The sequence below is a fragment of the Streptomyces sp. NPDC056128 genome (assembly GCF_042263835.1).
Classification (GTDB): Bacteria; Actinomycetota; Actinomycetes; order Streptomycetales; family Streptomycetaceae; genus Streptomyces.
In genome coordinates, this window is sequence record NZ_JBHJVQ010000056.1 from 1 (window position 1) to 12,656 (window position 12,656).

General features: G+C 73.9%; 7 protein-coding genes. 3 read left to right on the forward strand and 4 right to left on the reverse strand.

All coding sequences use genetic code 11. The annotated features are described in order from the left end of the window. Positions 1 to 443: 443 nt before the first annotated feature. Positions 444 to 992, reverse strand: a complete 549-nt coding sequence (locus ACFC1X_RS40230; RefSeq protein ID WP_125495612.1) for a MarR family winged helix-turn-helix transcriptional regulator — start codon at positions 990 to 992, stop codon at positions 444 to 446. A gap of 137 nt (positions 993 to 1,129) precedes the next feature. Between ACFC1X_RS40230 and ACFC1X_RS40235 the strand changes: the two genes are divergently transcribed. Next, positions 1,130 to 2,407: an MFS transporter gene (locus ACFC1X_RS40235; protein ID WP_376364579.1), complete on the forward strand. Its 1,278-nt coding sequence runs from the start codon at positions 1,130 to 1,132 to the stop codon at positions 2,405 to 2,407. A 33-nt stretch (positions 2,408 to 2,440) separates the two neighbouring features. Here ACFC1X_RS40235 and ACFC1X_RS40240 read toward each other — a convergent pair whose 3' ends face one another. Further along, positions 2,441 to 4,081, reverse strand: a complete 1,641-nt coding sequence (locus ACFC1X_RS40240; protein WP_376364564.1) for a SpoIIE family protein phosphatase — start codon at positions 4,079 to 4,081, stop codon at positions 2,441 to 2,443. Between the two features lie 181 nt (positions 4,082 to 4,262). Further along, entirely contained in the window at positions 4,263 to 5,642 is a 1,380-nt protein-coding gene (locus ACFC1X_RS40245; RefSeq protein WP_376364567.1) for an NAD(P)/FAD-dependent oxidoreductase, read from the reverse strand. Positions 5,643 to 6,014: 372 nt separating this feature from the next. Here ACFC1X_RS40245 and ACFC1X_RS40250 point away from each other — a divergent pair, with 372 nt between their 5' ends. Further along, positions 6,015 to 6,827 (forward strand): TetR/AcrR family transcriptional regulator, encoded by an 813-nt coding sequence (locus tag ACFC1X_RS40250; protein ID WP_376364570.1) that lies wholly within the window; start codon positions 6,015 to 6,017, stop codon positions 6,825 to 6,827. A 188-nt stretch (positions 6,828 to 7,015) separates the two neighbouring features. After that, a complete protein-coding gene (locus tag ACFC1X_RS40255; RefSeq protein WP_376364573.1) occupies positions 7,016 to 8,989 on the forward strand; it encodes a sigma-70 family RNA polymerase sigma factor in 1,974 nt (657 codons plus the stop codon). Between the two features lie 20 nt (positions 8,990 to 9,009). On the opposite strand, the gene ACFC1X_RS40260 is transcribed toward ACFC1X_RS40255, so the two are convergent. Continuing rightward, a complete protein-coding gene (locus ACFC1X_RS40260; protein ID WP_376364576.1) occupies positions 9,010 to 12,300 on the reverse strand; it encodes a BTAD domain-containing putative transcriptional regulator in 3,291 nt (1,096 codons plus the stop codon). Positions 12,301 to 12,656: the final 356 nt, after the last annotated feature.

The window sequence follows — 12,656 nt, forward strand, 5'->3', positions numbered from 1 at the left end:
ACTCACCCTCTCGGGCTTTCCTCCGGGCGCTTCCCTTCGGTCTTGCGTTTCCGACTCTATCAGATCTTTCCGATCCGATTTCCTCGGTGCCTTTCGGGTTCCCGCTTTCGCTTTTCCCTTTCCGGCGGTTCCGACTCTATCAGATCCTTTCGGGCTCTGATTCCCCGTCAGAGGGGGTTGTCTTCCCGGCCCTTGGGCCGTTCCGACGTCTCAAACCTTAGCGGACTGTCCCGGTGTTTCCCAATCGGGGGCTACCGGGCCGTCGAGTGCCAATCGGAATTGAATTCGGACATGCCGAAGTCATTCCCACTGGGGGCTCGTGCTGGTGGTTTGGGTGCCGCTGCTGCGGCGGAGGTGCTACCGCAGAACCGTTACGGTGCCGTGGCAACCCGAAGAACTGTACGGACCCCGTAGGGGGCTGTCAAGCATCTCTGTCAAGATCTTTATTCGAGGTCGCTGAGCCGGCCGCCCGCGTCGGGCTGGGCGTGCTCGACCCGGCGCAGGAGGCGGGTGAGCACCTCGCCGAGCGCGGTCCGGTCGTCCGGGGAGAGGTCCTGGAGCAGGTCCTCCTCGAAGACCGAGGCGAGGCGCATGGCCTCCAGCCACTTCTCGCGCCCCTCCGACGTCAGCTCCACGATGACGCGGACCCGGTTCGACTCGTCACGCTCCCGGGTGACCAGGCCCTCGGTCACCATGCGGTCGATGCGGTGGGTCATCGCCGCGGGGGTCAGGCCGAGGCGCTTGGCGAGGTCGCCGGGGCCCAGCCGGTAGGGGGCGCCGGAGAGGACCAGCGCCTTGAGTACTTCCCAGTCGGTGTTGCTGATGCCCAGCTCGGCGGTCTGCCGGCCGTACGCGACGTTCATGCGGCGGTTGAGGCGGGAGAGCGCCGAGACGATCTTCTCGACCTGGGGGTCGAGGCCCTGGAACTCGCGCTGGTAGGCGGCGATCTGTTCTTCGAGTGGCGGTTCGCCGGCGCCGGAGGTGTCGCCCATGCCCGCAGTATGGCACGCCGCTCCTTTGCCTTGAAGTCCTTCACTATGTACTCTTTACCTTCGAACTTTAGCTTCTAAGTCTTCAGCTCTAACGGCTGGAGCGATCGACCCAAGAGAGGGTGAACGTGACCAGGGCAATGGGCGCCGCGATGCGCCGGATTCACGTGGGCAACGCACTCAGCGCGTTCGGACTCGGCTTCACCGTCCCCTACCTGTACGTCTATGTGGCGCAGGTCCGGGGGCTCGGCTCCATGACGGCGGGTCTCGTGCTCGCCGTCTTCGCGGTGGCCGCGCTGATCGTGCTGCCGTTCGCCGGGCGGGCCATCGTCCGGCGGGGCCCGCTGCCGGTGCTGCTCATCGCCCTGGTCACCGCCGCGCTCGGTGCGCTGAGCCTGGGGCTTTCGGCCTCGGCGGCCACCGTGCTGCTGTCCGCCGCCGCGCTGGGCGCGGGGCAGGCCGTGATGCAGCCGGCCCTCGCGACGATGATCGTGGACTGCTCCACGACGGAGACCCGGTCGCGGGCCTTCGCCATGCAGTTCTTCCTGCAGAACCTGGGACTCGGCGTCGGCGGACTCATCGGCGGTCACCTGGTCGACACCACCAGCGCCTCGTCCTTCACGCTGCTGTTCGCGATCGAGGCGGCCATGTTCCTGGTGCTGGTCGCGGTGATGGCCACCGTGCGGGTGCCGCGCGCCCCGCGCGTGGAGGCCGTCCCGGGGCAGCCCGCCGGGGGCAGCTGGAAGCAGCTGCTGGGCAACCGCGCCATGGTGCAGCTGTGCGTGCTGGGCTTCGTGCTGTTCTTCGCCTGCTACGGACAGTTCGAGTCGGGGCTGAGCGCGTACGGCGTCGAGGCCGCCGGGATCACCACGTCCGCGCTGGGGACGGCGCTGGCCGCGAACACGCTGATGATCGTGATCGCGCAGTTCGCGGTGCTGAAGTTCGTGGAGCGGCGGAAGCGGTCGCGCGTGATCGCGGCCGTGGGTCTGATCTGGGCGGTGGCGTGGGCCGTGGCCGGGTACGCCGGGCTCGGGCACGGCAGCCAGACGATGGCGACGGCCGCCTTCATCTCGACGTACGCGCTGTTCGGGCTGGGTGAGGCGATGCTGTCGCCGACGCTGGCGCCGCTGGTGGCGGACCTGGCGCCGACCGGGCTGGCCGGGCAGTACAACTCCGCCTTCGCCCTGGTGAAGCAGCTCGCGCTGGCGATCGGGCCGGCGGTCGGCGGGCCGCTCGGGGCCTCGCTGCACGCGCCGTACATCGTGGCGTTCCTGTTGTTCTCGCTGGGCATCACGGTGCTGGCGGTGCGGTTGGGGCGGCAGCTGACCGACGTACAGAATCAGCCGTCGCTGGCTCGGAGCCGGGTGGTCACGCAGGGCCGGGCGCCCGCGGACGCGGTGGCGGCCGCGGAGGCGTGAGCCGGGTGTGAAGCCGTGGCGGGCCCCGGTCCGTCACGGCTTCGGCAGGACGAACTCGCACCAGACGGCCTTGCCGCCGCCGGGTGTGCGCCGGGACCCCCAGTTGGTGGCGATGGTCGCGACGATGGCGATGCCCCGGCCGGACTCGTCCGCGGGCTCCGCGCGGCGACGCCTGGGCAGGTGGTCGTCGCCGTCGGTGACCTCGATGATCAGGCGGCGGTCGGTGCGGCGCAGGCGCAGCCGCATGGGCGGCGTGCCGTGCTGGAGGGAGTTGGCGACCAGTTCGCTGGTGGCCAGGACGCCCAGGTCGTGCAGGTCGGTGGGGAAGCGCCAGCTGGTCAGGACGCCGGAGGCGAAGGCACGCGCGCGTGGGGCCGCTTCCACGCCGCCGAGCAGTTCGAGGGCGGCGTTGCGGAACAGTTCGGCGTCCGCGCCGGTGCGCGCGGGGTGCTGGAGGACCAGTACGGCGACGTCGTCGTCGTGGTCCGGGGTGACGCCGGCGGAGCGGACCAGGCGGTCGCAGATCACCTGCGGGGTGCCGGTCGCGCCGGACAGGGCGCGCTCCAGGGCGGCGATGCCCTCGTCCAGGTCCTCGTCGCGGCGTTCCACCAGGCCGTCGGTGTAGAGGACGGCGGTGGAGCCGGGGGCCAGGGAGATCGAGCCGGACGTGTGCACCCAGCCGCCGGTGCCGAGCGGGGGGCCGGTGGGCTCGTCGGCGCGCTGGACGGTGCCGTTCTCGTCGCGGACCAGGATGGGCAGGTGCCCGGCGGACGCGTAGACCAGCCGGCCCTCGTTCGGGTCGTGGATGGCGTAGACGCAGGTGGCGATCTGGTTGGCGTCGATCTCGGTGGCGAGGCCGTCGAGGAGCTGGAGCACCTCGTGCGGGGGCAGGTCGAGGCGGGCGTAGGCCCTGACCGCCGTGCGGAGCTGGCCCATGACGGCCGCCGCGCGGACGCCTCTGCCCATGACGTCGCCGATGACCAGGGCGGTGCGGCCGCCGCCGAGGGTGATCACGTCGTACCAGTCGCCGCCGACCGCGGCCTCGGTGCCGCCGGGGTGGTAGGTGGCGGCGACGCGCAGGTCGTCGGGCTCCTCCAGTTCCTGTGGGAGCAGGGAGCGCTGGAGGGTGACGGCGGTTTCGCGCTGGCGGCGTTCGCTCGCGCGGAGGCGGGCCGCGGCCTCGGCGTGGTCGGTCACGTCGGTCGCGAAGACGAGGACGCCGCGGTCGCCGCCCTCGGTGACCGGGGTGCAGGTGAAGGTGTAGGAGCGGCCGTCGGGGGCCTTGCGGGACTTGAGGGTGCGGGGCCGGCCGCTGCGCTGGACCTGGTCCAGGAGCGGGAAGAGGCCCGGTTCGTCCAGCTCGGGGAGGGCCTCGCGGGCGCGTTCGCCCAGGTCGCGCATGCCGAAGGCGGCGACATAGGCGTCGTTGACGTAGGCGAGGCGGTGCTCGGGGCCGTACACGAGGGCGACGAGGGCCGGGACGCGGTCGAGGACGTCGCGCACGGGCAGGTCGTCCACGGCGGGGACGGGCGGGGCCTCCTCGGTCAGCTGCTCGACGCGGGCGGCGGGTACGGAGCCGTCGCCCCGCCGGTCCGGGGAGACCGTCGTGTCGGTCCGCGCTGCGGCGCGGCGCTGCGTTCCGGGGAGTCGGGCGCTCCAGCGCGTGAAGTTCACGAATCCTTGCCTCGTGTAGTTGTCGGCGGCCGGAGACCGGGACGGCCGGGACCGGCCGGGGCCCCGGGGGCCGCGCGGGGCGAGCGGCGGCGCGCCCGCGGTGGTGGACCAGTCTGGCAGGGTGCCGGCCGGGCCGACATCCGTCAGACGCCTCAGTCGGCGGGGGAGTTCCGGACTCCGGTCAGGACGACCCCTTCGGGTTGTGCGGCGGTTCCTGGGAAGGCTTTCCACCGGCCGCGAGTTCGAACTCCGCTCGGGGATGTTCGAGTGAACCCAGGGAGACGATCTCTCGTTTGAAGAGTCCGGCGAGGGCCCATTCGGCCAGCACGCGCGCCTTGCGGTTGACGGTGGGGACGCGGCTGAGGTGGTACGCGCGGTGCATGAACCACGCGGGGTAGCCCTTCAGCTTGCGTCCGTAGACGTGCGCGACGCCCTTGTGGAAGCCGAGGGAGGCGACGGAACCGGCGTATGTGTGCGCGTAGGTGTCGAGGGGCTCGCCGCGCAGGGCGTGCGTGACGTTGTCGGCGAGGACCTTGGCCTGGCGGACGGCGTGCTGGGCGTTGGGGGCGCACTCCCGGCCGGGGTCGGACGCGGCGACGTCCGGGACGGCGGCGGCGTCTCCCGCGGCCCACGCGTGCGGGGCGCCGTCGACCGACAGGTGGGCGGTGCAGGTGAGGCGGCCGCGGTCGTCGAGGGGCAGGTCGGTGGCGGCGAGGATCGGGTGGGGTTTGACGCCGGCCGTCCAGACGACCGTACGGGTGGGGAAGCGGGAGCCGTCGCTGAGGACGGCGACGCGGTCGGCGCAGGAGTCCAGGCGGGTGTCCAGGCGTACGTCGATGTTGCGGCGGCGCAGTTCGGTGACCGTGTAGCGGCCCAGGTCCTCGCCGACCTCGGGCAGGATGCGGCCCGATGCCTCGACGAGGATCCACTTCATGTCCTCGGGGGTGACGTTGTGGTAGTACCGCGCGGCGTAGCGGGCCATGTCCTCCAACTCGCCCAGGGCCTCCACGCCCGCGTAGCCGCCGCCGACGAACACGAAGGTGAGGGCGGCGTCGCGGATGGCGGGGTCGCGGGTGGAGGAGGCGATGTCCATCTGTTCGAGGACGTGGTTGCGCAGGCCGATGGCCTCCTCGAGGGTCTTGAAGCCGACGCCGTGGTCGGCGAGGCCGGGGACGGGCAGGGTGCGGGAGACCGAGCCGGGCGCGAGGACGAGTTCGTCGTAGGTCAGTCGGCGGGCGCCGGAGCCCTCCTCGTCGGTGGCGAGGGTGGTGATGGTGGCGGTGCGTGTCGTGTGGTCGATGGACCGGGCCTCGCCGATGACGAGGCGGCACTGGCCGAGGAGGCGGCGCAGGGGCACGACGACGTGCCGCGGGGAGATGGAGCCGGCCGCCGCCTCGGGCAGAAAGGGCTGGTACGTCATGTAGGGGTCGGGGGTGACGACCGTGATCTCGGCTTCGCCCCGCCGGAGTTCACCTCTGAGGTTCCGCTGCAGACGCAGGGCCGTGTACATCCCGACGTAGCCACCGCCGACAACGAGAATGCGCGCACGTTCCTTCACCATCCCATGACGCACCCGGCGCTTGCGTTTGTCCACAGGCTCGTCGATTTGTGTGACCGGAGATCGCGGAGGCGCGGCGGGGGCCGCGGCACCGTGCTGCTGTGCGACCGCGCAGGTCAGCGGGGGTGGGGGTGGGGGTGGCGGGCGGCACATTCGGGGCGTATGTGATCCGTGCTCCGATCGGGGGGCGCTCCGTGCGGAACGTGCCCCTTCTGAATTGACCCTCGCTCAACTATGTTCTTTCCGACGGGGTGCAGGGGGATGCGCTCACCGGGTCCGCGACGGGCGGACCGCGGAAGGGGCCAGTTCCGCACACTCCGGCTTTCGATGGCGGGGAGAGTCTCCGGGGGGAGACGTCATTACCGGGGGATTTTTATGCATGTTCAGGACTCTCATTGGTCGTCCGCGTCGGCTGTCGCGCCCGGTGGCGCGATGAGTGCGGCGGCGGGCGGGGCACGCGGGGACGCGGCACGGAACGCGCCGTTGCGCGTGGACGCCCAGCGCAATCTGGAGCACGTCCTGCGCGCGGCCCGCGAGGTCTTCGGCGAGCTGGGATACGGCGCGCCCATGGAAGACGTGGCGCGGCGCGCGCGGGTCGGTGTCGGCACCGTGTACCGGCGCTTTCCGAGCAAGGACGTGCTGGTCCGGCGGATAGCCGAGGAGGAGACGGCGCGGCTGACCGACCAGGCCCGGGCGGCGCTCGGGCAGGAGGACGAACCGTGGTCGGCGCTGTCCCGCTTCCTGCGTACGTCGGTGGCTTCGGGCGCCGGCCGGCTGCTGCCGCCGCAGGTGCTGCGGGTCGGGGTGGCGGACTCCGCCGACGACGGTGCGGGCGGTGACGGCGCGGCCGTCCCGGCCGGTGAGCCGCGGGTGCCGCAGCAGCGGATACAGCCGGGCTCGGGCGAGCTGCGGCTGGTGTCCGAGGAGCACGGTCCTGCCGGTGCGTCGGCCGGTGCCCAGGCGTCCGTGGAGGTCGATCACGGTGCGGCGGCGCTGCTGGAGGTCGTGGGCCGGCTCGTGGAGCGGGCGCGTGCGGCGGGCGAACTGCGGCCGGGCGTCTCCGTGTCGGACGTGCTGCTGGTGATAGCCACGGCGGCGCCCTCGCTGCCGGACCCGGCGCAGCAGGCGGCGGCCTCGGCCCGGCTGCTGGACATCCTGCTGGAGGGACTGCGGTCGCGTCCCTCCTGAACCGCGACGGCCGTCGGGGCGGGGGCCAAGGTATGTCTCCTTCCCCGAACGGCTGAGCGTCATTACCGCCGCACGGCAAGTCCCCACGGACGAGTGGTGATCGGCACGAGGAGGTCCTGAACAAAAGCCAATATGGCACGCTGACGCCGTGTTCGGACTGGCTGGGCAGGCGGCGGGGGCTTTCCGCGATGAGCGTTGACGGGCGGGGCGGGTCACTCGGTGACGGCGACGGCGGGCCCGGTGACACCGGACCCGCCGACTCACCACAGGTGCCGGGCCAGGGCGGGCGGGCCAGGTCCCCGTGGGGCGGCGGGCCCACGGACGCGAGTCGGCCCAGCCCCGGTGGGGGTGCGGCCGAGGCCGGCCCTCCGGCGGGTTCCGGTGTCCCGGCCCAGCGCGAACTGCACGAGGACAGTGTCCTGCCGCCGCCGCGCGAGGTCCCGTCGTCCGACGCGGAGCTGATCGAGGGCATGCGCGCGGGCGACGACACGGCCTACGAGGAGCTGTTCCGGCGCCACGCGGACGCGGTGCGCCGGTACGCGCGCACCTGCTGCCGCGACGCCCACACCGCGGACGACCTCACCGCCGAGGTCTTCGCCCGCATGCTCCAGGCGGTGCGCGGGGGTTCCGGGCCCGAGCACGCCGTGCGCGCCTACCTGCTCACCGCGGTCCGGCGGGTCGCCGCGGGCTGGACGCGGTCGGCCGGGCGGGAGCAGCTGGTCGACGACTTCGCCGTGTTCGCCGCGCAGTCCGCGCGGACCACCGAAGTGCCGGACGACGACACCCTGGAGCTGGGCGCCGACGTCCGGGCCATGCACCAGGCCGAGCAGTCGATGGCGATGCGGGCCTTCCGGTCGCTGCCGGAGCGGTGGCAGGCCGTGCTGTGGCACACCGAGGTCGAGGACGAGTCACCGAGCGAGGTGGCCATGCTCTTCGGGCTGGACGCCAACGGCACTCGGGTGCTCGCCAGCCGCGCCCGAGAGGGTCTGAAGCAGGCCTACCTCCAGGCCCACGTCAGCGACACCCTCACCGGCGACGAGGAGTGCGCCCGCTACGCCGACCAGCTCGGCACGTACGCGCGCGGCAGGCTGCGTGTCCGGGCCGAACGCGGGCTGCGCAAGCACTTGGAGGAGTGCGCGCGGTGTCGGCTGGCCGCGACCCAGATCGAGGAGGTCGCGAGCGGCATCCCCGCCGTGGTGCCGGTCGCCGTCATCGGCTGGTTCGGCGCCGCCGGGTACGCCAAGGCGGCCGGGATCGTCGCCGGCGGCGCGGGCGTCGGCGCGGCGGGTGCGGCGGCGGCCGGTGGCACGTCCGGCGGCGCGGGCGCGGGCGGCGGTGCCGCGGCCTCCGAAGGACTGGGCGCGCCGGTGAAGGCGGGTATCGCGGCCGGTGTGGTGGCGGTGGCCGCCGCGGCGGCGCTGGTCTTCGCGCTGGCCGGCGACGACGACCCGGAGGAGCGGCCCTCGAAGGCGGCCCCGCCCGCCTCCTCACCGGTGGCCCAGCCCGCCCCCGACTCCCCCACGCCCTCACCGCGCCCACCCCGCCCCCAGCCCCCGGCAGCCGTCCCCGAGCCGACCCCGACCCCCACCCCGACCCCTGAGCCACCCCGGTCACCGAAGCCGACCCCCACCCCGAAGCCCACCCCGACGCCGACCCCGCCCCCGTCACCCCCCGAACCCTCGCCCTCCCCCACACCCCCACCACCACCATCACCGCCCCCACCCGCCCGGACCGTCTACCAGTGGAACGAGCTGGCGTACGACGTGATCGGTGACGGCACCGGGCCCGAGATGCGGCTGGCCGGGAGCAGTTGGGTGTGGCAGCGCTCCGCCCTGTCGATCGACGGCGTGCGGTACGCGCACGGCGTCACCGTGCACGGCCGCTCCTCCGTCACCATCGACCTGAACCGCTCCTGCTCGTCCTACGAAGCGCTGGTCGGCGTCGACGACCTGACGATGAAGTTCGGCAAGGTCCACTTCTCGGTGTACGCCGACGGGGTCCGGCTGTGGAACTCCGGGGCGGTCGAGGGCGGGGACCCGGCGGTGCCCGTCCATGTGGACGTCTCGGGGCGCGAGACCGTACGCCTGGTGGCCGAGCCGCACGGGCCGCTCGACTCGGCGGCGCTGGCGGACTGGGCGCGGTCGCGCTTCACCTGCGCGTAGGCCCCGCCCCACCCCGCGCTCTACGGGACCGGCTGCCGCGGCCGGAGGCCCCGCACCGCCTCGTCCAGTTCGCGCAGGACGTCGCCCGGGGTGAGGGCGGCGCCGTCGGCCAGCTCGGCGGCGTACCGCTCACCGCCGAGGGCGGTACGGGCGGCGGCCCCGGCCCGCTCGGCGTGCGCGCGGTCGGGCATCGGGCGCGGACGGTCGCCGCGCCAGTGTGCGGCCGCGCCGAGCAGCCGTGCCGACCGGGCGTGGTCGCCGAGGCGGCACAGCAGTTCGGCCGAGCCGTCCACGAGGGCCGCCACGACCAGGTCGGCGCACCGCTTGTGCACGGCCGTCCGGAAGGTCTCCACCAGCGGCGGAAGCCCCTCGCGCGGCCCCGACTCGCCCGCCGTCACGAGGGCGTCCACCAGCCCCAGCATCGCCAGGAACTGCGGTGGGGGCGTCCCCCGCACGCACTCCTCGCGGGCGGCCTCGCACAGGGCACGGCCGCGCGTGAAGTCCGCGTCCTCCACCGCGAGTCCGGCCCGCAGCATCAGGACGAAGGCCTTGGAGTCCACCACGCCGTACCGGTCGGCGGCGGCGCCGGCCTGGTCGAGCACGGTGAGCGCCGTGTCGCGGTCGCCCGCGCGGTAGGCGATCTCGGCGAGCCGGGCGATGAGGAAGGGCGACTCCGCGAAGGCGCCCACCTCATCGGCGAACCGCAGGGCCTCCTCGTACTCGGCCCTGGCCTCCTCGTAGCGGCCGAGGGCCATGGCGTGCTCGCCGAAGGCGCTGCACACCTGGGCCTCCACCAGGCGGTCGCCGATCCGGCGGCTGAGCACGCGCAGTTCCGCCAGGTCCTCGTCGATGCCGGCCAGGCCGCCGGAGGAGTCGACCACCGTGTGGGTGCGGAACATGAGGCTGGCGGCGATCTCCCACTCGCCCCCGTGGATCCGGCAGTTGGCGACGGAGGCGTCCATGACCTCGCGTACGTCGTCGGAGTCGCTGACGAAGAACTGGGTCAAAGGCCAGATGAGGCCGGGTACCCGGGCCGCTTCCGGGCCTCCCGCGGCGAAGTGGTCCCGCAGCCGGACGACGTACCGCCGCATGCGCTCGTCGAGCCGTCCCTCCCCCGGCCCGGCCTCGAAGGTGAGGAGGAGGTGCATCATCCGCACCTGCATGCGCAGGGAGTGCAGCGGGTGCCGGGTGTCGCCCTCCGGTACGGCGAGGAGGGCGTCCACGGGATCGGCGGCGGCCGTACGGCGGGCGAGGACGTCCGGCGTCGGCACCTCCGCACGGCCCGCGTCCAGGGCGGCCCCGAGACGCAGCGTCCGGTCGAACCACCGGATGCCCTCGTGCCGGTAGTTGCGCAGCCACCAGAACCATCCCATGGCGAGTGCGAGGGCGGCGGCCTCCGGCTCGTCACCGGCGTCGAGGGTGCGGTCGAGGGCCGCGCGGATGTTGTCGTGCTCGGCCTCCAGCCGGGCGATCCAGGGCAGCTGCCCTGCGGACCGCAGCTGAGGGTCGGCCTCCTCGACCAGCGCGCGTGCCCACGCGCGGTGGGCCTTTTCCGCTCGGGCGCGCAGTTCGGGCCGCTCGGCGGCGCGTTCGTCGGCGTACTCGTGGATGGTCTCCAGCATGCGGTAGCGCATGCCGGTGCCGTGGGTGCCGTGGGTGCCGGGGGCGGCGACGACGAGGGACTTGTCGACGAGGGCCCCGACGAGGTCGGCCGCGGGCCCGGTGCCGACGGCCTCCGCGGCGTCCAGCTCCCAGCCGCCGGCGAAGACGGACAGCTCGCACAGCATGGTCCGTTCGGCGTCGTCGAGGAGGTCCCAGGACCAGTCGACCACCGCCCGCAGGGTCTGCTGGCGGGGCAGGACGGTGCGGCTGCCGGAGGTGAGCAGGCGGAAGCGGTCGTCGAGGCGGTCGGCGATCTCCCGGGGCGTGAGCACCCGCAGGCGGGCCACGGCCAGTTCGATCGCGAGGGGGAGCCCGTCCAGCCGTCGGCAGATCTCGGCGACTGCGGTCTCGTCGCGCAGCACGGTCCCGGCGTCGGGCCGTACGGCGGCCGCGCGGGCGGCGAAGAGGCGCCGGGCCTGATCCGGGGTGAGCGGCTCGACGGGACGCACCGACTCGCCCGGGACGCCAAGCGGTTCACGGCTGGTGGCGAGGACGGTGAGGCCGGGGCAGCGGGTCAGCAGCGTCTCGGCGAGCCGGGCCACCTCTTCGATGACGTGTTCGCAGTTGTCAAGAACGAGAAGCAGGTCGCGAGCCGCGCAGTACTCGACGAGCAGGGCGACGGGGTCGTGCTGGACGGCGGGCCGGTCGCCGCTCACCAGGACGGTCTCGCGCAGCCCGAGGGCGTTGACGACCGCGCCGGGCACGGCCTCGGGCCGGTCGAGGGGGGCCAGTTCGACCAGCCAGGCCTGCGGGAGCGCGGCGGCGGCCTCCTCGGCGAGGCGGGTCTTCCCGGAGCCGCCGGGGCCGGTGAGGGTGACCAGCCGGGCCGTGTGCAGTTCGGAACGGATGGCGTCGAGTTCGCGCTCGCGCCCCACGAAGGAGGTCAGCCGGGGCCGGATGTTGCCCGCCCGCGCGGGAGGCTCCGTCGGCCGCCCCGCTGCGGGGGCGCCGAGCAGCTCGGCGTGCAGGGCGCGCAGCCGCGGCCCCGGTCCGGTCCCGAGTCCCTCGTCCAGAGCACGTCGGGCGTCCTCGTAGGCGGCCAGGGCGTCGGCGTCGCGGCCGGCGGCGCGCAGGGCGCGGATGAGGAGGGCGTGCAGCGGTTCGTCGTACGGGTGCGCGGCGGTCAGTTCCCGCAGCCGCGGTACGGCGTCGTGGGCGTCGCCGAGGCGCAGGCCGGCCTCGATCCGGGCCCGGGCCGCCTCCAGGCGCAGGGCCTCGGGGCGGGCGGCGGCGTCGGGGAGGTCGGCGAGGGCGGGCCCGCGCCAGAGCCCGAGGGCCTCGTCCAGCTGCCGGGCGGCGCCCGCGGCGTCACCGCGCTCGAGGGCGGCGGTGCCGTGCCGTACGAGCCGCTCGAACACGTACAGGTCCACGTCGTCGCGGGTCGCGTCGAGCCGGTAGCCGCCGGGGGCGGAGGCGACGGCGTCCTTGCCGACGGTACGGCGCAGACGGCCGACCAGTGCCTGGAGGGCGGCGGGGGCGTCCTTCGGCGGATCCTCCGCCCAGACCTCGTCGATCAGCGTGGCGGGGGTGACGACCTGGCCGGGCCGCAGAGCGAGGGCGGCGAGCAGGGCACGGAGCCGGGGCCCGCCGGGGGTGACGACGGTGCCGCGATCCTCCGTCTGGGCGACCCCCAGGATTCTGTACCGCACGGGTTCATTGTCGCCGGACGGGGGCGGTGGGTGTCCCGGCGTTCACGTGACACCCGGCGTGGGCGGATTCGGCGACCCGGGGTCCATGGGGCGGCCGGCGCGGATGCGGACGCGGGGTGGGTGACGCGACCCGGCGCTGGCCGGGTGCCGCCGCGCCCACCCGTGCCGCCCCAGGCGGCACATCTGCCCGCGGTTTCGGCAGGTCGGCGGCCCGCAGCCGCGCGGACAGCGCGGCTACGGCGGGAGAGCCGCGTACGGCGAGAAGGGGTCGTGTCGGGGGGTGTCCGCCCGCAGCGGTTGGCGCGTCAACGCAGGGCACTTCTGTGGCCGACCGATTCCGCGCCGTTCCGAGGACG

Excerpts from the sequence above, each read along its gene's own strand:
- ACFC1X_RS40230 (WP_125495612.1), bottom strand. The coding sequence starts at position 992 with ATGGGCGACACCTCCGGCGCCGGCGAACCGCCACTCGAAGAACAGATC.
- ACFC1X_RS40235 (WP_376364579.1), top strand. The coding sequence starts at position 1,130 with ATGGGCGCCGCGATGCGCCGGATTCACGTGGGCAACGCACTCAGCGCG.
- ACFC1X_RS40245 (WP_376364567.1), bottom strand. The coding sequence starts at position 5,642 with ATGGTGAAGGAACGTGCGCGCATTCTCGTTGTCGGCGGTGGCTACGTC.
- ACFC1X_RS40250 (WP_376364570.1), top strand. The coding sequence starts at position 6,015 with ATGCATGTTCAGGACTCTCATTGGTCGTCCGCGTCGGCTGTCGCGCCC.
- ACFC1X_RS40255 (WP_376364573.1), top strand. The coding sequence starts at position 7,016 with ATGAGCGTTGACGGGCGGGGCGGGTCACTCGGTGACGGCGACGGCGGG.